Below are 22285 nucleotides of genomic sequence, written 5' to 3' on the forward strand. Positions count from 1 at the left end.
GTGGTGGTAGTCACCCGCAACCTCGGCATGACCGTGGCCCAGACCACGGCCCTGCGCGTGAAGATGCGTGAAGCAGGTGCGTCGTTCAAGGTTTCCAAGAACAGTCTTGCCAAGCTGGCCATCGCGGACACGGACTATGCCGGGATCGGTGACATGCTCACCGGTCCGGTGGCGCTGGCGACTTCGGTCGATCCGGTCGCCGCGGCAAAGATCGCTGTCGAATTCGCCAAGACCAACGACAAGCTCGAAATCGTTGGCGGCGCGATGGGTTCGCAGGTGCTCGATGCCGATGGGATCAAGGCGCTCGCCTCGATGCCTTCGCTCGACGAACTGCGCGCCAAGCTTATCGGCCTCGTCCAGGCACCGGCGACCAAGATCGCCCAGGTTGTCGTGGCCCCGGCTGGCAAGCTCGCCCGCGTCTTTGGTGCCTACGCCAAGGAAGCCGCATAAGACTGATCAAGCGTTATGCCGGACAAGACCCTTCAAGCCGAAGCGTCCGGCATCCATCAATTTGTGGAGTGAAACATCATGGCTGATATCGCCAAGCTCGTTGAAGAACTTTCGAAGCTGACCGTCCTCGAAGCTGCTGACCTCGCCAAGGCTCTTGAAGAAGCCTGGGGCGTGTCGGCTGCTGCCGCTGTTGCCGTGGCCGCCCCGGCCGCTGGTGGCGCTGCCGCTGAAGCTGTCGAAGAAAAGACCGAATTCGACGTCATCCTGACCTCGGACGGCGGCAACAAGATCGCCGTCATCAAGGAAGTCCGCGCGATCACTTCGCTCGGCCTGACCGAAGCCAAGGCGCTGGTCGAAGCCGCTCCGAAGGCGATCAAGGAAGGCGTGTCGAAGGCCGAAGCCGAAGACATCAAGACCAAGGTCGAAGCCGCTGGCGGCAAGGTCGAAGTCAAGTAAGCTTCGTTCAGCGAAGTTTGCATGCTGTTCAGGAAAGGGCGGTCCTGCGGGGCCGCCCTTTTCGTATCTGCGCTCCGTGCCGGCGCGGTGCAGGGCAATGAAAAGGGGCCGGAACTCGCGTTCCGGCCCCTCAGTGCGACCCCCGAAGGGGCTCTGGTTATTGCGTTGGCGCTTACTTCAGCGTCTTGAGGTATTCGATCACGGCCTTGCGCGCAGCCGGATCGCTCAGCCCGGCAAAGGTCATCTTGGTGCCGGGCACGACCTTCATCGGTGCGGTCAGGTACTTGTCCAGCGTGGCGTCATCCCAGGTCAGGTTGGCGTTCTTCATCGCGTCGCTGAACGCATAGCCGGCGATTTCACCCGACTTGGTGCCATAGACCCCTGCCAGGCTCGGCCCGACGCCCATTTTGCCCTTTTCCGTCGAATGGCAGGCAGCGCATTGCGCAAACGCCGCAGGCTTGCCGCCCGCATCGGCAGTCGTCGCCGAGGCGGCAGGCGTCTCGGCCGGCGTCGCGGCCGCAGCAGAGCCGCTGTCAGCGGCGGCATCGTCCTTGGGTGCGCCGCAGGCGGCCAGACCAAGCGCCAGAGCAAGCGCTACAGCCGTCTTTGCCGAAACTCGCATTTCAGTCTCCTTCAAAACCCATCACGCCCGCCCCGCGGCCACGATTCGAATATAAGCAACTGCTGATATGCATAATCGGTTGTTGATGAAAGTGAAAATGCTGCAGCAGCCGTTGCACGAAGCGCACGGTTGCCCGCCGATTTCAAGTGCGCTGCGGCGAAACGCTTTCGCTGTCCCCACCAAACGCCTATCCGGGCCGGCCGATGGCCGAAACCGACCGCCTTTCGCCCCTGCGCATCGAGCTGCGCGAGACCTTGCTGCTGGCGGGGCCGCTGGCGGCTGCCAACCTGCTGCAGATGCTGGTCCACGCGGTCGACATGATCTTCGTCGCGCGGCTGGGCGAACAGGCACTGGCCGCGTCGAGCGTTTCGCTGGCCGTCTTTGGGCTTACCATGTGGTGCCTGTCCGGCCTGACCGGAGCTTCTGGCGCGCTGATTGCCGCCGAACTGGGGCGGCGCTCCCACGCCGTGCGCGAGGTGCGCCGCTCGGTGCGGATGGCGCTGTGGCTGGCGATTGGCACGGGCCTTGGCGGCATGATGATTTCCGCGCTGGGCGAGCCGATCCTGCTGGCTGCCGGACAGGATCCGGCGGTCGCCGCGCGCGCGGGCAGTTTCATGCGCGTGCTGCTCTGGGCGATGATCCCGATGATCGCGGCCAGCGTGCTGCGCAACTTCGTGTCGGCGCTGGGACGCCCGGTGTTCGCGACGGCGATCACCGCGCTGGCGATCGTGGTCAACTTGTTGGGCAACTGGGTATTCGTGTTCGGCAACCTTGGTGCGCCCGCACTGGGCCTTGAAGGTTCCGCCGTTTCGAGCGTGCTGACCTCGCTCGCCATGCTGGCGGCCTATGTCCTGGCGATCCGGGCCGACCGGAGACTGCGACGCTATCGCATTTTCGGCCGCTGGTGGCGGCCCGAATGGCAGCGCCTTGGCGAAATCGTGCGCCTTGGCACTCCGATCGCGCTCACCATTCTTGCCGAAGCGGGCCTGTTCAGCGGCGCGGCGCTGCTGATGGGACGGATCGGCGAGGCGGAACTGGCCGGGCACTCGGTCGCATTGCAGGTCGCCTCGCTGGCCTTCCAGATCCCGTTCGGAATCGGCCAGGCGGCGACGATCCGGGTTGGCTACCATTTCGGTGCGGGCAACCGCGCCGCGATCGGTCACGCGGGCTGGGCGGCGCTCACCCTGGCGCTGTGCTTCATGGTCCTGACCGCAGGCTTGATGCTGTTTGCCCCGCGCACGGTGCTCAGCTTCTATCTCGATCCTGCCGCCCCGCAGAACGCCGCGCTGGTCGGCTTCGCGGTGCAGTACATGATGGTTGCCGCCGCCTTCCAGCTGTTCGACGGCGCCCAGGCGGTGATGGCGGGGGCGCTGCGCGGCCTGCAGGACACCCGCATGCCGATGGCGATGGCGCTGTTCGGGTACTGGGTGGCGGGCTTTGGGGTGTGCCTCTGGCTGGGTTTCCGGACTCCGCTGGCCGGCCTTGGCGTGTGGATCGGGCTGGCGGTCGGCCTGGTCGTGGTCGCCGCGCTGCTCACCTCGCGCTGGACCGCCCGAGAGCGGCTGGGGCTGCTGCCGAACTGAGCGGCATATTTTTTTCATCGGGGTCCGCTTGACGGCCCAAGGTCACGCACCCATATGCGCCCCGCTGGCACTCTCCATGGGGGAGTGCCAATCCGCATCCTAATTGCTTGAACTGACAGAGAGAGGGAACATACCCATGTCATTCCGTCCGTTGCACGACCGAGTGCTCGTACGCCGCGTCGAAGCCGAGGAAAAGACCGCCGGCGGCATCATCATCCCCGACAGCGCCAAGGAAAAGCCGGCTGAAGGCGAAATCGTCGCCGTCGGTTCGGGCGCCCGCGCCGAAAACGGCACCATCACCCCGATGGACGTCAAGGTCGGCGACCGCGTCCTGTTCGGCAAGTGGTCGGGCACCGAAGTGAAGGTGAACGGCGAAGACCTGCTCATCATGAAGGAAAGCGACATCCTCGGCGTGATCGGCTGAGCGAAGTCCATCCTGACAACAACCCAATTCAAAGGAATCTGAAATGGCTGCCAAGGACGTGAAATTCGGTCGCGACGCCCGCGAACGCATCCTCGCCGGTGTCGACATTCTCGCCAACGCCGTGAAGGTGACGCTGGGCCCCAAGGGCCGCAACGTCGTCATCGACAAGAGCTTCGGCGCTCCCCGCATCACCAAGGACGGTGTTTCGGTCGCCAAGGAAATCGAACTCAAGGACAAGTTCGAGAACATGGGCGCCCAGATGCTGCGCGAAGTGGCCTCGAAGGCCAACGACGCTGCGGGTGACGGCACCACCACCGCCACCGTGCTGGCCCAGGCCATCGTGCGCGAAGGCATGACCTCGGTCGCCGCCGGGATGAACCCGATGGACCTCAAGCGCGGTATCGACATCGCGGTTGCCATGGTCGTCGAAGACCTCAAGGCCCGTTCGACCCCGGTCGCCGGTTCCTCGGAAATCGCCCAGGTCGGCATCATTTCGGCCAACGGCGACCGTGAAGTCGGCGAAAAGATCGCCGAAGCCATGGAAAAGGTCGGCAAGGAAGGCGTGATCACCGTGGAAGAGGCCAAGGGCCTCGAATTCGAACTCGATGTCGTCGAAGGCATGCAGTTCGACCGCGGCTACCTGTCGCCCTACTTCATCACCAACCCGGAAAAGATGACGGTCGAACTCGATAACCCGTACATCCTGATCCACGAAAAGAAGCTGTCGAACCTGCAGTCGATGCTGCCGGTGCTCGAAGCGGTGGTGCAGTCGGGCCGTCCGCTGCTGATCATCGCCGAAGACATCGAAGGCGAAGCGCTGGCGACCCTCGTGGTCAACAAGCTGCGCGGCGGCCTCAAGGTTGCAGCCGTGAAGGCTCCGGGCTTCGGCGATCGCCGCAAGGCCATGCTGCAGGACATCGCGATCCTCACCAAGGGTGAAATGATCAGCGAAGACCTCGGCATCAAGCTGGAATCGGTCACGCTGGGCATGCTCGGCCAGGCCAAGAAGGTCTCGATCGACAAGGACAACACCACCATCGTTGACGGCGCCGGTTCGGCTGACGAAATCAAGGCCCGCGTCGAACAGATCCGCGCCCAGATCGAAGTCACCACCAGCGACTACGACCGTGAAAAGCTGCAGGAACGCCTGGCCAAGCTGGCTGGCGGTGTTGCCGTGATCAAGGTTGGCGGTGCGACCGAAGTCGAAGTGAAGGAACGCAAGGACCGCGTCGACGACGCCCTCCACGCGACCCGCGCCGCGGTTGAAGAAGGCATCGTCCCCGGCGGCGGCACGGCGCTGCTCTATGCGACCAAGTCGCTCGCTGGCCTCAAGGGCGCCAACGACGACCAGACCAAGGGCATCGACATCGTCCGCAAGGCGATCACCGCCCCGCTCAAGCAGATTGCCGAAAATGCCGGCCACGATGGCGCGGTCGTTTCGGGCAACCTGCTGCGCGAAAACGACGAGAACCAGGGCTTCAACGCCGCGACCGACACCTATGAAAACCTCAAGGCTGCCGGCGTGATCGACCCGACCAAGGTCGTGCGCACCGCTCTGCAGGACGCTGCCTCGGTTGCTGGTCTGCTGATCACCACCGAAGCCGCGATCTCGGAACGCGCCGACGACAAGCCCGCGATGCCCCCGATGGGTGGCGGCATGGGCGGCATGGGCGACATGGGCTTCTAAGTCGCTCGGCGAGCGACACGGGCTTCTAACCAAGCCCGGGCGCTCAGCCACAGGAAATGCGCGGCCGGAGGGAGCAATCCTTCCGGCCCTTTCCTTTTTTCTTGGGACAAATCCCGATCGAATCACTCGCGCCGCATAGTGAGAAAAACGCAACTGTTGTTGCGCTGAACGCAATTGCTTGCGGTTCGCAAAGGCCTAATGGCGCCGCCTTCCCCCACGTGCCATGGAAAGGCGCGACACGATGAGTGCTGCTGAAACCGGCGGAGCTGACGCCGAAGCAAGTATTCCCGGCCAGGATGGCCATGCTTCCAACCACGCCTTGCTGCCCCTGACGATCGGCGCGATCGGCGTCGTCTTTGGCGATATCGGCACCAGCCCGCTCTATGCCTTTCGCGAGGCGCTGGCGCAGGCCGCATCCGACGGCCTGTTCCAGGAAGAGATCATCGGGGTGATGAGCCTGGCGCTGTGGGCGCTGATCGTGGTCGTTACCTTGAAGTATGTGCTGTTTCTGATGCGCGCCGACAACGATGGCGAAGGCGGGGTGCTGGCTTTATTGGCACTGGCGCAGCGCGGAACCACCCGGCGCGGCGGATTGGTGCTGGCGCTGGGCGCAATCGGGGCGGCGCTATTCTATGGCGACGCGGTAATCACGCCCTCGCTTTCGGTGCTCTCGGCGGTGGAAGGGCTCAAGTCCCTGCCCGGCGCCGGGGCGCTGTTTACCGAGCAACGGATCGTCGTGATCAGCCTTGCGATCCTGCTGGCGCTGTTCGCGATCCAGTCACGCGGGACGGCGCTGGTCTCGAAGCTGTTCGGGCCGGTCTGCGTGGTCTGGTTCCTTGCGCTGGCCTGGCTGGGGCTGATTCACATTTCCGATGAGCCGGAAATTCTGGTTGCCTTCCTGCCCTGGCACGCGGTCGGCTTCGTTGCCACGCATGGGGTACTTGGGCTGTTCGTGCTGGGCGCGGTGTTCCTCACCGTGACCGGGGCCGAAGCACTGACCGCCGACATGGGGCACTTCGGGAAAAAGCCGATCCGCCTGGCCTGGCTCGCGCTGGTCTGCCCCGCGCTAATGCTCAATTACCTCGGGCAGGGCGCCTTCGCGATGAAGGTGCTGGAAATGGCCAACCTTCAGGGCAAGCCCTTCGTCAATCTCGACTGGTTCTTCTTGATGATCCCCGATGGCGCGCGTCTGCCGATGGTGCTGCTCGCCACGCTGGCGACGATCATCGCCAGCCAGGCGGTCATCACCGGCGCATTCTCGCTGACCCAGCAGGCGATCCAGCTTGGCCTCCTGCCGCGGCTAGCGATCCGCCAGACCTCGGCCGGGCATGCCGGGCAGATCTATATGCCGATTATCAACTGGCTGGTCCTGCTCGGCGTGGTGGTGCTAACCCTAGGCTTTCGCAATTCGAGTGCGATGGCCGCGGCCTATGGCATTGCGGTTACCGGCACGATGGTGATCACCTGCTGCCTGGCCTTTATCGTCACGCGGCGGCGCTGGGGCTGGAGCCTGCCGGCCAGCCTTGCCGTGATCGTGCCCTTCATCACAATCGACCTGATCTTCTTCGGCGCCAACATCCTGCGCGTGGTGGAAGGCGGCTGGGTGCCGTTGGTGATCGCCAGCGGGGTGATGTTGATAATCTGGACGTGGGTGCGCGGTCGGCGCGTCGTAGCCGTGCTTGAAGGGGACGGGGCTGTTCCGCTCGTCGAAATGGCCAGTGCGCTTGCGCACCGCCCGCCGCGCCGCGTCGCCGGGACTGCGATCTACCTTACCGCGCGCAACGACCTCACGCCCACCGCGCTGCTTCACAACCTCAAGCACAACCGCGTGCTGCACCAGCACAACTTCATCGCCACCGTTAAGATCCTGCAGCGTCCATACTGCGATCCGGACGAGCGGCTGCAGATTGTGCGGATCGACGACAACTTTGCCCGGCTTGAGCTGCGCTATGGGTTTATGGAGCAGCCCGACCTCCATGCCGAGCTGCTGCGTCACCAGGCGCAGGTCCCGGGGGCCAAGCAGGCGAGCTTCTTCATCGGGCGCAACAGCTTCTCGCGTTCTGCCGACGAAGGCATGCCCACATGGCAGGTGGTGCTGTTCATCGCGCTCTACCGCAACGCCGCCGACCCGACCGACTATTACAATATTCCGCCTGGCCGGGTGATCGAACTGGGCGCGCAGTACGCAATCTGAGCCGCTTTGCCCGCCTGGGGTATACCCTTAGCTCGATTGCCCGCGCATAAAAGGCGGCTCGTCGCGTCGCGGTTTGAGCTCGAATCCCGCCGCGTTAACAAACTTAAAACCATAAATGGGTAAAAGCCTGGATCGTGACTGCTGGTATCTTCACACGCCTGATGGGGCTGGTAGCCCTCGCCGGAACGGTGCTTGCACCGGTCGCCGCGGCCCGTGCGGATACGCTTGAACTTGATTTCGACCAGACTTTCGGCACCGAACTGCGCGCGCCGCGCCAGCTTCCCCCCACACCTTCCGCCTTTGTCGCCAAGCCTGCTGCACGGGCACCGCAAGATGGCTTCGAGGCCCAACTGTTCTCGCTCGCCGATGCGGGGCAAGGTCGGATCGGGGTTGCCGCGCTGGACCTGACGACCGGTCGTTCGGTTGCGGTGCTGGGCGATCAGCCTTTCCCGATGGCCTCGACCAGCAAGATCGCAATCGTCGCGACCTTCCTCGATGGGGTCGACAAGGGCAAGTGGAAGCTGACCGACAAGTTTCCGCTGATGATGCCCGTGGCCTCGCCCAAGTTTGCCGGGGCCAAGGCCCCGGTCCGTCCCGGCCAGCTGCTGCCCGCCTCGACCCTGATCGAGCTGGCGATTACCCGCAGCAACAATCATGCAACCGACGCGCTGCTCGCGGCGGTCGGTGGCCCTCCGGCGGTCAATCGCTGGCTCAAGACCACCGGGATCAAGGGCATTCGGCTCGACCGTGATATTGCCACCCTGGTGCGCGATGACGGTGAATTCGATCCTGCCCGCACCGTCGACCCGCGCGACAGCGCGACCCCGATGGCCATGATCGACTTGCTGACCGGGCTCTACCAAGGCCTGTGGCTCAGCCCGTCGAGCCGCGAAGTGCTGATCGGCGCGATGGAGCGCTGCGTGACCGGCCGACACCGCATCCGCGCCGGCGTGCCGGAAGGCACGGTGGTGGCCCACAAGACCGGCACGCTCAACAATACCGCCAGCGACGTTGGTTTCATCCACACGCCCGATGGCCACGTTATCGCGGTGGCGATCTATGTCACCGGCCAGGGCGGTAAAGCCAACCGCGATGCGCGCATCGCCTCGATCACCCGCGTGATCTTCGATGGCTACCAGACCGAAAGTTCAAGCGTGCGCCGCACCGCCTCTCGCTGAACATTTGGGCGCTGAACTTTCAATAATTCGGACGCGGGTCTAAGGCGCGCGATATGACTGATCCTCAGCAACCCCGCCGCATGACCAAGCAGGGCCATCCCCACGCGCTGGCCGCCCGCCAGCGCAAGCGTGCCGATGCGGCGGCAATCGGGGTGGACGAGGACTATATCGACAGCTTCGTCGAGGCCTTCTACGCCCGGATTCGCGACGACGCGCTGCTCGGTCCGATCTTTGCCGAGCGGATTGCCGACTGGGGCCCGCACCTTGCCCGGATGAAGGCGTTCTGGCGTTCGGTGCTGCTCAACAGCGGCGAATATTCGGGCAACCCGATGCGGATGCACCACGGCATTCCGGGGCTGGAAGAGGCGCACTTCGTCCATTGGCTGGAGCTGTTCTACGCCACCTTGCACGAACTGGGGAAAACCGCCGAAGCGCGCGGCGAAGTGGGCGGGCGCGCGCGGATGATCGCCGACAGCCTGCTTACGGGAATTGCAATGCAGCGAACCGGCGATCTGTCCGCCGCTCGGGCCGGACAGAACTTGCCCCGCATCGCCTGAGCGACACGGGGCAGAACGTTCCAGGCCTGGCAGCCGAAGCCTTTCGGCCCATACCTTTCGGCAGGACTTACTTGGCGAACAGCGCCCTACTTCGTGAAAAGGGCTTTTCGCGGACCGAGGTAGCCGAACAGGTAGGCGCCGACCTTGCGCATCTGGATCTCTTCCGCGCCCTCGGTGATCCGGTAGCGGCGGTGGTGGCGATAGATGTGCTCGAACGGCTTGTGCCGCGAATAGCCGATCCCGCCATGGACCTGCATCGCCCGGTCGGCGGCTTCGCAGACCAGCCGGTTGGCGTAGTAGTTGCACATCGAGATCTTGTCGGACAGCTTGTGTTCGACTTCCTTGTGCTCGATCTGGTCCATTTCCCAGGCGGTCTTGTAGATCAGCGCGCGCAGCATTTCGCACTGGGTGGCGAGTTCCACCAGCGGGAACTGGATGCCCTGGTTGCGGGCCAGTTCCGCGCCAAACGGCTTGCGCTCGCGCGCATACTTGACCGATTCCTCAACGCAGAAGGTCGCAGCGCCAAGCGAGCTCGCAGCCTGGCGAATGCGGTTCTGGTGGACGAACGATTGCGCGATCGACAGCCCGCCATCAACCGGGCCCAGCACGGCGGTTTCGGGAACCCAGCAGTTCTCGAAATGCATCCGCGGGTGGTCGGTCGGCATGTTGAAGGTCCACATGTATTCGTCGACCACCATGCCGGGGGTGTCGATCGGCACCAGCAGGCAGGTGATGCCCTTGGCGTCGCCGGCCTTGCCCGAGGTACGGCAGAACGCCGCGCAGTGGGTGGCGACGTGCATCCCGGTGATCCACATCTTGCGGCCATCGATCCGCCAGCCGGGCACGCCGTCGCGGGTTTCGCGCACGGCGACGGTTTCCATGTGGGTTGCGTCAGAGCCGTGATCGGGCTCGGTCAGACCAAAAGCGACCCGGCGCTTGCGCTCGAACCCGCCAAGGATGAATTCCTTCTGCTGCTCTTCGGTGCCGAAGTGTTCGAACATGTTCACGAACGGGAAGTTACCGACGATCGAATGTTCGTTCTGCAGGTCGTTGTGCAGGCCCAGGCCCATTGCCGCAAAGCGATCGCGGATCACCGCCATTGCCAGGTTCGAGCCGTCCTTGCCGCCGTACTTCTTGGGTGCCGAGAAGCGCCAGTGCCCGGCCTTGTCCGCGCGGATCGAGGCTTCGCGCAGCAGTTCTTCCCATTCGTGACGGGGCAGGCCGCCGTTGTCGAAATCCGTCCGCGCCCATTCGCGGCGGTGGTCGAAGAAGCGGATGTTGTCATCCTTCTCCTCGAGCGGCTTGATCTCCTTGGCGATGAAATCGTCAAGCTCGGCGAGGTAATCGACGAGATCCTGGGGCAGCGAGAAATCCATTTCAGTTCCCTTCCCATTCTTGCCGCGCCAATTTCAGCGCGGGATATTTCGGCATGTCGGCAGACAGCTTGTCGAGGGCCATGCGGCGCAGCCGGGCGAGCATGCCCGGAGTGGAGATGTCGGCCCGGCCTTCGAGCAGATCGGCGGCGAGCGCGGCGTCAGTGGCGACCGGGCGCTGCTCGATCTCGCGCGATACGATCCCCAGAGCGTTGCGAGCCACCGCCAGCACGAACTTGTCGCGGCCCGAAACCAGCGGCTTGATGTCGGAATTCAGCCATTCCGAGATCGCGGTCAGCACTTCGGCGCCGTTCGGCTCACCCATGCCCGCGATCAAGGGCTCGGGTGAGGGCGGCAGCGGGCGCTTGCGCTCGGCTGCGGGGGCATCTTCCTCAAGCAGGCGCAACAGATCGAGTTCCTGTTCGGACGTACGATGCGCGACGACCACACGCTCGAGCGAACGGTCGAGCCCGCTGCGCCAGGTGTTGCCCATCTGCAGGCAGCCCAGCGCCCACCAAAAGGTGCGGTAGACCAGCCAGAAGTGGAAGCGGACGGGATCGAATTTCTCCCCGCCCGCCGCCTCATAGGCGCGGGCCAGGTCTTCGATCGAACCGACACCGAATGCGCCGCGATCGGGCCGCGAAAAGCGCCATACGGTCATGCAGCCATAGGCCAGGTCCTCGTGGGGATCGCCGAGGTGGGCCAGTTCCCAGTCGAGCACGCCGGTCAGGCGGCCTTTCATGTCGCCCTCGGTGCCGACGAGCAGGTTGCCCATCCGGAAATCGCCGTGGACCAGGCGCGGCGGAACGGCGGGCGGCACGTTGGCTTCGAGCCAGCGCAGCGCGAGGCTCAGGATCGGGCGATCGCCGCCATAGTTCATGTAGCGTTCGCGCATTGCGCGCAGCGCATCGCGCGTTTCCATCACCGGCAGCGCGGTCAGCTGCGAGACGTCGGCGCGGTGCGTCGCGGCCATTTCCCGGCCGATGTCGGCGATCAGTTCCGCGCCGTTTTCGAAGCCCAGAATGATCGAGGGGTCGGGGACGCCCGGCAGCGCGCGCATCACGAAGCCGGAGCCGATGCCGTCGCCTTCCTCAAGTTCCACCAGCACATCGGGGGCCATGACGCCTGCGGCACAGGCTGCGCGGATCAGGTCGGCCTCGGCGCGATAGTCGATCGAGCGGCCGCCGACCAATTGGCTTCCGCCCGGCGAACGCCGCAGGACACAGGTTTCGCTACCGGCCTTGAACAGCCAGCTTTCCATGTTCGCGCCGCCAGAAAGCCGCGCCAGATCGGTGGGTGCGGGCAGGCCAATCCGGGCCAGGGCATGGCTCAGGCCCTGCTCAAGGGTGGCGGCGGCGCTCAAGGGCGGCTTCCCGAGCAAGGCAGGCAAGTCGGATTGGCAAGCTGATTGATCACGCCGGAACTCTCCATCCTGGTTGTCTTTCCAGGTTCCGGCGATTCGTTTAAGCGAGCGATTAAATTGACGCAAGGGTGCGCGTGGTCGCTGCTGGCAAACGCGATTGTTCAGGGCAAAGAAAAGGGCGCGAAGGGAAGCCCTTCGCGCCCACAATCTTTGTGCCGTGCGGCGAAGATTACATCTTCTTTTCGGCGTCGGCAGCAGCAGCGTCAGCAGCAGCGGCGTCGGTCGAGGTCGCAGCAGCGTCGGTCGCGGCCGGAGCAGCAGCTTCAGCAGCAGCGTCGGTGGCGGCGTCGGTCGCGGCGTCGGTGGCGGCGTCGGTGGCAGCTTCGGTCGCGGTGGCTTCTTCAGCCTTCTGACCGCAAGCCGAGAGAGCGAGAGCAGCGCCAGCGGCGGCAGCAGCGAGAACGATCTTGCGCATGAATGGTAATCCTTGAACAGCGAGTGGACCCCGCCCGGCGCATCTCCTCTGGAGTTTGCGGGTCGAGCGGAAAGCCTACCAAGCTGGTAGACTTCGGAGGGCCAAATAATAGCCTTCGCAAGGCGATGCAAGCAATTGTCGCCTTAAGCGTGCATCAATGCACAGATTTGCGACCGGTTGAGAGCCGGGCGGGACGCAGTTCAGCCACAAAAGCGATAGCGTCTGATTATGGCATACGTATGGCGCATTGCTGCCACCTGAACCGGTGATTGGTCCGAAGTCATGCTTATCGCCGGGGCAAGTGGGTGCTAGACATTGCCCCATGAAGCCCAAGCAGCATCTCTATCTGGTCGATGGATCGGCCTACATCTTCCGCGCCTATCACCGCCTGCCGCCGCTGACCAACCCGCAGGGGACGCCGGTCGGTGCGGTCTATGGCTATACCACGATGCTGTGGAAACTGGCCGACGATCTCAACAAGGCGGACGGGCCGACCCACCTTGCCGTGGTGCTCGACAAGGCGGGGACCAGTTTTCGCAACGAAATCTACGATCAGTACAAGGCCAACCGGCCGCCCGCACCGGAAGACCTGAAGCCCCAGTTTCCGCTGATCCGCGATGCCACGCGCGCCTTCAGCCTGCCGGTGATCGAAGAGCCCGACGTCGAGGCCGACGACATGATCGCCTCCTACGCGCGGGCCGCCTGCGAGCGCGGCTGGGACGTGACGATCGTTTCCTCCGACAAGGACCTGATGCAACTCGTCGGTCCCTGCGGTGAGGGCCGGATCGATATGCTCGACACGATGAAGAATGTCCGCATCGACATTCCCCAGGTCGAGGAAAAGTTCGGCGTCGCGCCGGAACTCGTCGGCGATGTCCTGGCGCTGATGGGCGACACGGCCGACAACGTCCCCGGCATCCGCGGGATCGGCCCCAAGACCGCGACCAAGCTGATCCAGGAGCACGGCACGCTTGAGGCGGCGCTCGCTGCTGCGCCGGAGATGAAGCCCGGGAAGCTGCGCGATAGCCTGATCGAACAGGCCGACATGGCGCGGCTAAGCCGGGTGCTTGTAGCATTGAAGGAAGATTGCCCGCTGCCGATCGCGCTCGACGATTTCAAGCTGGGCGAAATTCCGCCCGATCCGCTCGCGGCCTTCCTGGAAGAGCACGGCTTTACCAGCCTCTTGAAGCGCCTTGGCGACGGACGCGGCAGCCCCGAGCGCAAGACCCAGCTGCATCCCGCCAAGCCGGTAACCGCCGGGGCCGCGCCTGCCGCGCAGGGCAACCGCCAGCCGCTCCCCGAACTGCCGCCGATCGACCGCAGCAAATACGAAACGGTCCAGACCCGCGAGGCGCTGGAACGCTGGGTGGAGCGTGCCTTTGCGGCGCGGACGGTGGCCTTCGATACCGAAACCAGCGCGCTTGATGCGATCGCGGCGGACCTGACGGGCATCAGCCTGTCGCTGGGCGCCGGGGATGCCTGCTATATCCCGCTGGGCCACGGCGGCAGCGACATGTTCGCCGAGAAGCCGCAGCAGATTCCGCTGGCGGAGGCAATTGCGATCCTGAAGCCGCTGCTGGAAAGCGAAGCGGTGCTGAAGGTCGGGCAGAACGCCAAGTACGATATCAACGTGCTGGCGCGCCACGGCATCATGGTCGGCCCGGTTGACGATACCATGGTGCTGAGCTTCGACCTCGACGCTGGCCGCGCCGAGGACGGGCTGGGCGGCCATGGGATGGACACCCTGTCCGAGCGTCACCTTGGCCACACCACGCTGGCCTTCAAGGACGTTTGCGGCACCGGCAAGAAGGCGATCCCGTTCGGAGAAGTGCCGCTTGATCGTGCGACTGAATATGCCGCCGAGGACGCCGAGGTAACCTGGCGTCTGCACCGCCTGCTCAAACCGCGTCTGGCTGAAGAGGCGGCGACGCGTGTCTACGAACGGGTCGACCGTCCGCTGATCCCGGTTGTGGCGCAGATGGAGCGTCACGGGATCAAGGTCGACCGGGAGAAGCTTGCCGCGCTTTCCACCACCTTCGCCGCCGAAATCGCCCGGCTGGAGGGCGAGATTCACGGCCTGGCGGGGCAGGAATTCGCCATCGGCAGCCCCAAGCAGCTGGGCGAGATCCTGTTCGACAAGCTGGGCTTCAAGGGCGGCAAGAAGGGCAAGACCGGCCAGTATTCGACCGACCAGTCGGTGCTCGAAGGGCTGGCAGGCGAAGGCGCGGAGATTGCCACCAAGGTGCTCGAATGGCGTCAGCTCTCCAAGCTGCGCTCGACCTATACCGAGGCGCTGCAGGCTGCGATCAATCCCGCCACGGGCCGCGTCCACACCAGCTACAGTCTGGTCGGCGCGCAGACCGGGCGCCTCTCTTCGACCGAGCCGAACCTCCAGAACATCCCCGTGCGCACGGAAATCGGCCGCCAGATCCGCGATGCCTTCGTGGCGGAGCCCGGCAACGTGATCCTCTCGGCCGACTACAGCCAGATCGAACTGCGCCTGGCTGCGCACATGGCGGACGTTCCGCCGCTCAAGGAAGCCTTTGCGCAAGGTGAGGACATCCACGCCCGCACCGCGATGGAAATGTTCGGCGAGGTCAACCGCGACACGCGCGGGCGGGCCAAGACGATCAACTTCGCGATCCTCTATGGCATCAGCCGCTGGGGTCTGGCCGGGCGGCTGGGCGTCTCGTCCGACGAGGCGCAGGCCATGATCGACCGCTATTTCGAACGTTTCCCCGGCATCCGCGCCTATATCCACGCGACGCTGGAAGGGGTGAAGGCCAACGGCTATTCCGAGACCCTGTTTGGCCGCAAGTGCTGGTTTCCGCGCATTTCATCGCCCAACGGGGCCGAGCGGCAGGGCAGCGAGCGCGCCGCGATCAACGCCCCTATCCAGGGCACCAGCGCCGACATCATCAAGCGCGCGATGGTGCGGATGATGCCCGCGCTGGACGCGGCGGGGCTGGGCCATGTGAAAATGCTGCTGCAGGTCCACGACGAACTGGTGTTCGAACTGCCCGAGAGCGACGTAGCAGCGGCCGACGAAGTGATCCGCACCGTCATGGCGGGCGCGGCGGAACCCTCGGTCAGGCTCGACGTGCCGCTGGGTGTCGAAGTCGGTACCGGGCCAAGCTGGGGGGCGGCGCATTGAGCTGTTTCAAGCACAGCCGACAACTGCTGTGCTTGGCGCCACTTGTCACCGGCTGCCATCCTGCTCCCGTGTCACAGCAGAACGCCTCGGAAGCCGCCAGCGCAGCGGCCAGCATTGCCGCGATCCCGGCCAGCGGCGCATGGCGCAAGCCGCAGATCGCGGGCTGTGCGATCAGCGCGCTATCGATCGAGGATGACCCGGCGGGCCTCAACGTCCATGCCGAACCGTCACCGGACAGCAAGGTTATCGGCAAACTCTACAGATTGGTCGAAGCCCCACCGGACGAAGAGCCCCTGCCCAGCGATCCGATGGTCGGCCCTGAATTCACCATCATCGCGGTCAAGGGTGACTGGGTCAGGATCGCCGATATTGCGCCCCATACCGGAGGATTCGACAGGCAAACCCGCAAATATGGCGAGCGGCGCAATTTTCAGGGTCTGGGCTGGGTGCACCAGAGCCGGATCAGGGTTGCCAGCGACTATTGGGACAAGGCCTTCGACAGGCCCTATTACCAAGCGGCGCCGTGGACCGTCATCGACGAGGATGCCGGCGTCAATCTCTACCCGTGGGCCGGGGAAAGCGGGGGTGAAATCCGGATCCTTGCCTGCGAAAAAGACTGGGTCAAACTGCGCTACCCTCGGATCGCGACCCGGGTTTCCTGCCCGGACAGCGTCCGCTATTTCACCGCCGCCGAGCGCGCGCAAAAGCCCCCGGTCGAGGGCTGGCTGAAATCGGAGGCCCATCCCGCCAGCGCCGCACCGTGCGACGCCGCCGATCCGGACTGTCCCGCCCGCAGGGCGCGGGAGTGGGACTGACCGGGATCGGCGGGCGCGGCGCTACCCGTGCTTCTTCTCGCGCGTGGGGCTGACCATGCCGGGGGCCAGAAACCCGATCGAGGGTGAAACCTCGGCGGCGCGCTTCTTCAGTTCGCCTTTCATCTTGAGGTATTCGGCCTCCATCGCCTCGCTCACCGTGGCGCGCGAATCCGCGAGCGCGGCCTTGAAGTCCGCTCCGGTCACGACGTCGGCCTGCGCCCCGCGCGTGCGGATCGCGATGAGGCCTGCGCGCCGCACCAGGTCTTCAAGGTCCGCGCCGGTGAAGCGTTCCGCTTCGGCAGCGATGGCCGCCAGATTGACGTCGCCGGCCAGCGGCATCTTGCCGGTGTGGATCTTGAGGATGTGCTCGCGGCCCTTGGCATCGGGCGTGCCGACATAGACCAGCTCGTCGAGCCGGCCCGGGCGCAACAGCGCCGGGTCGACCAGCCCCGGCCGGTTGGTCGCACCGACCAGCACCACGCTGGACAGCTCCTCCATTCCGTCCATTTCCGCCAGGATCGTGTTGACCACGCGGGCGGTCACCTGCGGCTCGTTGCCATCTGTTCCACGCGCCGGGACCAGACTGTCGATCTCGTCGATGAACACCACGCAGGGGGCAACCTGGCGGGCGCGGGCGAACAGCCGGCTGATCTGCTGCTCGCTTTCGCCGTACCACTTGGACAGCAGGTCCGACGACTTGATCGAGATGAAGTTCGCCTCGCTCTCCTTGGCGACCGCTTTCGCCAGCAGGGTCTTGCCGGTGCCGGGCGGGCCATAGAGCAGGAAGCCCTTGGCCGGACGGATCCCTAGCCGGCGGAAGGCCTGCGGGTTCTTGAGCGGCAGTTCGATCCCTTCCTTCAGCTTCAGCTGCGCCTCGTCCGCTCCGCCGATGTCGGCCCAGCTCACGTTGGGCACCTGCACCATCACCTCGCGCATCGCCGAAGGCTGGACACGCTTCAGCGCGGCGAGGAAATCGTCGCGGGTGACGTTGAGGTTTTCGAGCACCTCTGGCGGTATCGTCTGCGCCTCAAGATCCAGCTGCGGCATGATCCGCCGCACCGCCTCGATCGCGGCCTCGCGGGCCAGCGCGCCAAGGTCTGCCCCGACGAAGCCGTGGGTGGTGCGGGCCAGTTCGTCGAGATCGACCCCTTCGGCCAGCGGCATCCCGCGGGTGTGGATGCCCAGGATCTCGCGCCGTCCGCTCTCGTCCGGCACGCCGACCACGATCTCGCGGTCGAACCGGCCGGGGCGGCGCAGCGCCTCGTCCAGCGCATCGGGCCGGTTGGTGGCGGCGATGACGACGATGTTCGAATTGGCGTGGAGCCCGTCCATCAGCGTGAGCAGCTGAGCGACCAGGCGCTTTTCCGCCTCGCCGTGGACTTCGGTGCGCTTGGGCGCGATCGAATCGATCTCGTCGATGAAGACGATCGAGGGCGAGGCCTTGGCCGCTTCCTCAAACACCTCGCGCAGGCGCCGTTCGCTTTCGCCATAGGCGCTGCCCATGATTTCGGGGCCGTTGATCGTGAAGAAGCTGGCTTCGCTTTCATTGGCCACGGCACGCGCCAGACGCGTCTTGCCGGTGCCCGGCGGGCCATGCAGCAGCACGCCCTTGGGCGGATCGACGCCGAGCCGGGTAAACAGTTCGGGATACCGCAGCGGCAGTTCCACCATTTCGCGCAGCTGGCGGATCGTATCGCCCATGCCGCCGACATCGTCGTAATTGACGTCGCCGCGGGTGCTGCGCGCTTCCTCGTATTCCTCGCGCAGTTCCACCTCGGTCGTCTCGTCGATGTGGACGATGCCCTTGGGTACGGTGGAAACGACGGTCAGGCGGATTTGCGTCAGGGCGAAGGCCGGGGCGTTGAGCATCCGGGCAACCTGCGGCGGCATGTCGCGCACCTGCTGCTGCCCGGTGGTGGCGACCAGATCGCCCGCCACCAGCGGTCGCCCGGCGAAATTGCGCTTCAAGGCCTGGCCCGGCCCCTGCAGGCGCATTTCGCGCTGGGCCGGGGCAAAGACCACGCGCTGGGCGGCGCGCGATTCGGCGCGGCGCACCTGAACGTGGTCGCCCGAGCCAACTTCCGCATTGGCGCGCTGCAACCCGTCGAGCCGGATCACGTCCAGCCCTTCGTCCTCGGCATAGGGGGCCAGAACCCGCGCGGCGGTGGCGCGCTTGCCTTCGATCTCCACGACATCGCCTTCGGTCACGCCAAGCGCGGCCATGGCGGTCTTGGGCAGGCGGGCGATGCCCTGCCCGCTTTCTTCCTGCCGCGCGGCCGCGACCTGGAGCTTCACCGAATTGTCGGCCTTGGCGATGGTATCGGCCATTGCGTTCATCCTGTTGCGGCCCGGCATGGGCCCGTTGGATGAAAGCTAGGAACTGGTTGGCGTCATTGCAAATGCGGGCCGGGGCGAACGGAGCGATGCGGGGGCCGGATCGACCGGAAAACCGGCTTTCGCGCTGCCCGGTTCGCACATAAAAAAAGGCCCGGTCGTTGCCGACCGGGCCATGGAAGTTTTGGGAGAGGATGCCTGAAAGGCAGGCTCTAAGTGGGGCACGGGCCGTTTTTGTGCAAGTGCGAAAAGCTCATTGCTGGTTGCATAATTTGCAACTACTGTTCATTTCGGCTCAAGGGCGGCGGAATTTCAGCACAAAACGGTCCGTCTTTCCCCTTACGGAAGGGTCAAAAACCAGCTTGCTGTGATCGTCTTCGCTGCGTTGCAGCAAAGTGCTTTCCGATTCGAGCACAAATCCGGCTGCGGCCATATCGCGCTTCACCTGCTCCGGATCGATGCGGTGATACTTGTCGGCCACCTCGCGCGGGTCGCCTGCGGGGCCGGTGTGATCGATCACGATCACGTGTCCGCCCGGACGCACCGCGGCGAACCAGCCCTTCAGCACCGTGGGCACATCCTGGTGGGGATGCTGGTACTTTTCGTTGGTCCAGTAGAGGTCGTGATAGACCAGGTGGGTGAAGATCACATCGACGCTGGCGGGGGCCAGGACCAGCGCCTGAGCGGGGGCGACGATGGGGTAGATGTTGGGATGGGCCGCGCGCAGCTTGTCCCAGTCCTCGGCCTTGTAGAAGTTGGGCTGGGTCATTGCGTAGACCCGGCCCTTGGGACCGACCACGGCGGCGAGAAGCTCGGTATAGTAACCGCCGCCGGCCTGGTAATCGGCCACGACATCGCCGCTCTTGATACCCGTGAAGTCGAGCACTTCGGCCGGCATCCGGCCTTCATCGAGTGCGCGGTTCTCGGCGCTGCGGGTGCTCGCGGCGATGGCGCGGGCGAAATCGGCGGGCTTGGCGAGCAATGGCGCTGCCAGCATGAGGGCGCTGATTGCGGTGACGGCGGCGAACTTGCGGCTACGTGGCGACATTTCCAGTTTCTCCCCTTGGCTTGATCGGGCCGGTAGGCCCGAGGCCAAGGGGAATGTCGCCCGAAATTCGACGAAGCGCCAGACAGATCCCGCTAAACGGCAATGTCCTCAGTGTGCGAACAATAGCGCGGGGGCCTCGTCGTCCTCGAGGAAATAGCGGGTCACGCCGCCAAACAGGAACTCGCGCACCCGGCTGTGACCATAGGCGCCCATGACCAGCAGGTCCGCGCCCAGCCGGGCGACCTCGCCTGCCAGCGTTTCCTCGATCGAATCGCCGCGCTGCAATTCCTGCAATTCGGCCTTGATGCCGTGGCGCGAAAGATAGCGCAGTGCATCGGTGGGCGGAAAACCTTCGGCCTTTTCGTTCAGCACGGTGAGGACGTGCACCTGTCCGCACCCGGCCAGCAGCGGAACCGACGCGCGCAGGGCGTGGGCCGCCTCGTCGCCGCCGTCCCAGGCAATACAGGCGACCGAGACCGGCAGGCTGAGCACAGCCTTGGTGCCGATCACCAGTACCGGGCTGCGCGATGCCAGCGCCAGATCGCCAGCATAGCCGCAATCGCGCGAAACCACGCTGAGATCGGCCAGCCGCGCCGCACCGGCCATGGCATCGAGCGGTTGGGTCTCGAACTGCGCAATGTCGAACGGGACGTCGTCGTTCTGGAGCCTGCCGGCGAAGGCTTCGGCCAGCGCATCGTCATCCTTGAGCGCAGCCTCCAGTGCCTCGCGCGCAACATAGGTTCCGCCATAGGGATCGGTTGTAACGAACCGGTCGACCGGGGTGTCAATCAGCAGCGAAACATGACCGCGATGCGCGCGCGCAATCGCCATTGCCGAATCGAGCCGCGCGGCCATGCCGGGATCGCGGCCGGCCTGTACGAGGATGGAGCGCATTGTCCTTCTCCTTAAAATCACCGTTGCTACCCTGGACCGCAATTGCAGCCCAGACCATGACCTGCGTCAACTCGCAAGGTTGCATGGCCGCACGCAATGCGCCACTGGCAAAAGCAGACAAGTTGGGAGGATGGGTGTGAGCGAGCGCCGCTTTGAGGCTGTGATTTTCGATTTCGGCGGGGTAATTACGGCGTCTCCGTTCGAAGCGTTCAACCGGCTTGAGGCCGAACGCGGCCTGCCGCAGGACTTCGTCCGGCAGGTCAATGCCACCAATCCCGATGCCAATGCTTGGGCGCTGTTCGAGCGTGCGGAGATCAGCGCGGCCGAGTTCGATTCGCTGTTCGCCGCAGAAGCCGAGGCGCTGGGCCATGCGCTGGAAGGTTCGGCCGTGCTGGCCGTGCTCTCGGGCTCGATCCGTCCGGCAATGGTTTCAGCGCTCGATGTGCTGAAGGGCGAGGGATACCGCCTGGCCTGCATCACCAACAACGTGCCGGCCGGGCACGGCGCGGGCATGGCGCGCAGCGGCGACAAGGCCGACGCCTATGAGCAGGTTTTCGCCCGCTTCGAACACGTGATCGAAAGCAGCAAGGCCGGAGTGCGCAAGCCCGACCCGCGGATTTACCTGATGATGTGCGAAAAGCTGGGGCTGGAACCGGCTTCTTGCGTCTACCTCGATGACCTGGGCATCAACTGCAAGCCGGCGGCGCAACTGGGGATGCACGCGATCAAGGTGACCAGCGGGCAGCAAGCGCTGGCGGACCTGTCGGGCGTGCTCGGGCTTAGCCTCTAATCGATCCTGAGGCCGCCCGCGCGGCGGAACAGTTCAAGGATTACCGGGTCCTGCTCGTTGCTGCGGATCGCGGCTTCGAAGCGGATGCGCGCGGGTGGGGGTGGCAACACTTCCACCAGCCGCCCGTCGGCCAGCGCGCCGCGCACCATGATTTCCGGGAACAGCGCAGCGCCGCCGCCTGCCGCGACGATCCCGATCATCGTCTGCACGTTGTTGCAGATGTTGAGCGAGCGGTGCGGCGCGCGTCCCCCTGCAAGCTCTTGCTCCAGCACCTGATGGATTGGCGAATGCGCGCCGATCGACCAGACCGGCAAGGGCCGCGCAAATCCGCCTGATGCCGCCGTTTCCGGGCTGGCCAGCCAGACCAGCCGAACTTCGCCGATCGGCACGGTTCGCAGGCCCGGACTGGCGACCGGGCCGGCCAGAAACACCATGTCGCGCGTACCCGCCAGCACCTGCTGGAGCATTCGTGCCGTCAGGTCGAGGTCCAGTTCCAGTGTGATGCCCGGCAGGTCGGCGGTGATCCGACCGACGAGGGCGGGCAGGCAGCTTGCCGCCGCGATTTCGCCCGCGCCAATGCGCACGACACCGGTCGCCCCGGCAAAGTCGCCTGCCTGCATCAGGGCGCGCTCGAACCCGGCGAGCAGCGGTTCGCAGTCGCGCACCAGCTGGCGGCCTCGCGCGGTCAGCGAAACACCGCGCCCTTCGCGACGGAACACCTCGATTCCGAGCTGGCTTTCAATCTCGCGCACGCGGGCGGAAATCGCGGGTTGGGTGGTCCCCAGCCGCTCCGCAGCGGCGCGGAACGTGCCCAGCCGCGCGATCCACAGCAGCGTTTCAAGGTGATAGATGGCGAGTTTTCGCATAAGCAGTCTTTATCGAAATACC

The 22285-nt window shown here is 65.1% G+C and carries 19 protein-coding genes; 11 read left to right on the forward strand and 8 right to left on the reverse strand.

Annotation, left to right across the window (positions count from 1 at the left end):
* The coding region (gene rplJ / locus ACE3SN_RS06315; protein WP_374528557.1) for a 50S ribosomal protein L10 at window positions 1-450 on the forward strand (450 nt) is incomplete at its 5' end.
* A gap of 78 nt (window positions 451-528) precedes the next feature.
* A complete protein-coding gene (gene rplL / locus ACE3SN_RS06320) occupies window positions 529-906 on the forward strand; it encodes a 50S ribosomal protein L7/L12 (RefSeq protein ID WP_374528558.1) in 378 nt (125 codons plus the stop codon).
* Between the two features lie 172 nt (window positions 907-1078).
* Here rplL and ACE3SN_RS06325 read toward each other — a convergent pair whose 3' ends face one another.
* Window positions 1079-1528: a cytochrome c family protein gene (locus ACE3SN_RS06325; protein WP_374528560.1), complete on the reverse strand. Its 450-nt coding sequence runs from the start codon at window positions 1526-1528 to the stop codon at window positions 1079-1081.
* A gap of 203 nt (window positions 1529-1731) precedes the next feature.
* Here ACE3SN_RS06325 and ACE3SN_RS06330 point away from each other — a divergent pair, with 203 nt between their 5' ends.
* The 6 genes from ACE3SN_RS06330 (at window position 1732) to ACE3SN_RS06355 (ending at window position 9151) form a co-directional block, all read left to right on the forward strand.
* A complete protein-coding gene (locus ACE3SN_RS06330; protein WP_374528562.1) occupies window positions 1732-3111 on the forward strand; it encodes an MATE family efflux transporter in 1380 nt (459 codons plus the stop codon).
* 136 nt (window positions 3112-3247) lie between these two features.
* A complete protein-coding gene (groES, locus tag ACE3SN_RS06335) occupies window positions 3248-3535 on the forward strand; it encodes a co-chaperone GroES (RefSeq protein WP_374528564.1) in 288 nt (95 codons plus the stop codon).
* A gap of 43 nt (window positions 3536-3578) precedes the next feature.
* Window positions 3579-5222 carry a chaperonin GroEL gene (groL, locus tag ACE3SN_RS06340; protein ID WP_374528566.1) on the forward strand — a complete coding sequence of 548 codons (1644 nt, stop codon included), beginning with the start codon at window positions 3579-3581 and terminating at the stop codon, window positions 5220-5222.
* A gap of 241 nt (window positions 5223-5463) precedes the next feature.
* Window positions 5464-7416, forward strand: a complete 1953-nt coding sequence (locus ACE3SN_RS06345) for a potassium transporter Kup (RefSeq protein ID WP_374528567.1) — start codon at window positions 5464-5466, stop codon at window positions 7414-7416.
* A gap of 134 nt (window positions 7417-7550) precedes the next feature.
* The gene (locus ACE3SN_RS06350; RefSeq protein WP_374528568.1) at window positions 7551-8594 is read left to right on the forward strand and encodes a serine hydrolase; all 1044 of its coding nucleotides are present in this window, start codon (window positions 7551-7553) and stop codon (window positions 8592-8594) included.
* A gap of 53 nt (window positions 8595-8647) precedes the next feature.
* The gene (locus ACE3SN_RS06355) at window positions 8648-9151 is read left to right on the forward strand and encodes a group III truncated hemoglobin (protein WP_374528570.1); all 504 of its coding nucleotides are present in this window, start codon (window positions 8648-8650) and stop codon (window positions 9149-9151) included.
* 86 nt (window positions 9152-9237) lie between these two features.
* Here ACE3SN_RS06355 and ACE3SN_RS06360 read toward each other — a convergent pair whose 3' ends face one another.
* From ACE3SN_RS06360 to ACE3SN_RS06370, 3 genes are all read right to left on the reverse strand, one after another.
* Window positions 9238-10527 carry an acyl-CoA dehydrogenase family protein gene (locus tag ACE3SN_RS06360; RefSeq protein ID WP_374528572.1) on the reverse strand — a complete coding sequence of 430 codons (1290 nt, stop codon included), beginning with the start codon at window positions 10525-10527 and terminating at the stop codon, window positions 9238-9240.
* A gap of 1 nt (window position 10528) precedes the next feature.
* Window positions 10529-11887 (reverse strand): phosphotransferase, encoded by a 1359-nt coding sequence (locus tag ACE3SN_RS06365; protein WP_374528574.1) that lies wholly within the window; start codon window positions 11885-11887, stop codon window positions 10529-10531.
* A gap of 229 nt (window positions 11888-12116) precedes the next feature.
* A complete protein-coding gene (locus ACE3SN_RS06370; RefSeq protein ID WP_374528575.1) occupies window positions 12117-12362 on the reverse strand; it encodes a hypothetical protein in 246 nt (81 codons plus the stop codon).
* Window positions 12363-12684: 322 nt separating this feature from the next.
* On the opposite strand from ACE3SN_RS06370, the gene polA reads away from it, so the two are divergent.
* Both polA and ACE3SN_RS06380 read left to right on the forward strand, forming a co-directional pair.
* The gene (gene polA / locus ACE3SN_RS06375) at window positions 12685-15516 is read left to right on the forward strand and encodes a DNA polymerase I (RefSeq protein WP_374528576.1); all 2832 of its coding nucleotides are present in this window, start codon (window positions 12685-12687) and stop codon (window positions 15514-15516) included.
* Between the two features lie 68 nt (window positions 15517-15584).
* On the forward strand, window positions 15585-16331 hold the full coding sequence (locus ACE3SN_RS06380) for a hypothetical protein (protein WP_374528577.1): 747 nt from the start codon (window positions 15585-15587) through the stop codon (window positions 16329-16331).
* Window positions 16332-16352: 21 nt separating this feature from the next.
* On the opposite strand, the gene ACE3SN_RS06385 is transcribed toward ACE3SN_RS06380, so the two are convergent.
* The 3 genes from ACE3SN_RS06385 to ACE3SN_RS06395 form a co-directional block, all read right to left on the reverse strand.
* Window positions 16353-18659, reverse strand: coding sequence for a CDC48 family AAA ATPase (locus ACE3SN_RS06385; protein WP_374528579.1), 2307 nt, complete (start codon window positions 18657-18659; stop codon window positions 16353-16355).
* Between the two features lie 301 nt (window positions 18660-18960).
* Complete coding sequence (locus tag ACE3SN_RS06390) at window positions 18961-19713, reverse strand: class I SAM-dependent methyltransferase (RefSeq protein ID WP_374528581.1); 753 nt, start codon at window positions 19711-19713, stop codon at window positions 18961-18963.
* A 108-nt stretch (window positions 19714-19821) separates the two neighbouring features.
* On the reverse strand, window positions 19822-20607 hold the full coding sequence (locus ACE3SN_RS06395; RefSeq protein WP_374528582.1) for a universal stress protein: 786 nt from the start codon (window positions 20605-20607) through the stop codon (window positions 19822-19824).
* 136 nt (window positions 20608-20743) lie between these two features.
* Here ACE3SN_RS06395 and ACE3SN_RS06400 point away from each other — a divergent pair, with 136 nt between their 5' ends.
* The gene (locus tag ACE3SN_RS06400; RefSeq protein WP_374528583.1) at window positions 20744-21397 is read left to right on the forward strand and encodes an HAD-IA family hydrolase; all 654 of its coding nucleotides are present in this window, start codon (window positions 20744-20746) and stop codon (window positions 21395-21397) included.
* Here the strand turns inward: ACE3SN_RS06400 and ACE3SN_RS06405 are convergent.
* On the reverse strand, window positions 21394-22263 hold the full coding sequence (locus ACE3SN_RS06405) for a LysR family transcriptional regulator (protein ID WP_374528584.1): 870 nt from the start codon (window positions 22261-22263) through the stop codon (window positions 21394-21396). The two genes, ACE3SN_RS06400 and ACE3SN_RS06405, sit on opposite strands and share 4 nt — an antisense overlap.
* Window positions 22264-22285: the final 22 nt, after the last annotated feature.

The sequence above is a fragment of the Novosphingobium sp. genome (assembly GCF_041915465.1).
Taxonomy (GTDB): Bacteria; Pseudomonadota; Alphaproteobacteria; order Sphingomonadales; family Sphingomonadaceae; genus Novosphingobium.

Excerpts from the sequence above, each read along its gene's own strand:
- rplL (WP_374528558.1), top strand. The coding sequence starts at position 529 with ATGGCTGATATCGCCAAGCTCGTTGAAGAACTTTCGAAGCTGACCGTC.
- ACE3SN_RS06325 (WP_374528560.1), bottom strand. The coding sequence starts at position 1,528 with ATGCGAGTTTCGGCAAAGACGGCTGTAGCGCTTGCTCTGGCGCTTGGT.
- ACE3SN_RS06330 (WP_374528562.1), top strand. The coding sequence starts at position 1,732 with ATGGCCGAAACCGACCGCCTTTCGCCCCTGCGCATCGAGCTGCGCGAG.
- groES (WP_374528564.1), top strand. The coding sequence starts at position 3,248 with ATGTCATTCCGTCCGTTGCACGACCGAGTGCTCGTACGCCGCGTCGAA.
- groL (WP_374528566.1), top strand. The coding sequence starts at position 3,579 with ATGGCTGCCAAGGACGTGAAATTCGGTCGCGACGCCCGCGAACGCATC.
- ACE3SN_RS06345 (WP_374528567.1), top strand. The coding sequence starts at position 5,464 with ATGAGTGCTGCTGAAACCGGCGGAGCTGACGCCGAAGCAAGTATTCCC.
- ACE3SN_RS06355 (WP_374528570.1), top strand. The coding sequence starts at position 8,648 with ATGACTGATCCTCAGCAACCCCGCCGCATGACCAAGCAGGGCCATCCC.
- ACE3SN_RS06360 (WP_374528572.1), bottom strand. The coding sequence starts at position 10,527 with ATGGATTTCTCGCTGCCCCAGGATCTCGTCGATTACCTCGCCGAGCTT.
- ACE3SN_RS06370 (WP_374528575.1), bottom strand. The coding sequence starts at position 12,362 with ATGCGCAAGATCGTTCTCGCTGCTGCCGCCGCTGGCGCTGCTCTCGCT.
- polA (WP_374528576.1), top strand. The coding sequence starts at position 12,685 with ATGAAGCCCAAGCAGCATCTCTATCTGGTCGATGGATCGGCCTACATC.
- ACE3SN_RS06385 (WP_374528579.1), bottom strand. The coding sequence starts at position 18,659 with ATGGCCGATACCATCGCCAAGGCCGACAATTCGGTGAAGCTCCAGGTC.
- ACE3SN_RS06390 (WP_374528581.1), bottom strand. The coding sequence starts at position 19,713 with ATGTCGCCACGTAGCCGCAAGTTCGCCGCCGTCACCGCAATCAGCGCC.
- ACE3SN_RS06395 (WP_374528582.1), bottom strand. The coding sequence starts at position 20,607 with ATGCGCTCCATCCTCGTACAGGCCGGCCGCGATCCCGGCATGGCCGCG.
- ACE3SN_RS06405 (WP_374528584.1), bottom strand. The coding sequence starts at position 22,263 with ATGCGAAAACTCGCCATCTATCACCTTGAAACGCTGCTGTGGATCGCG.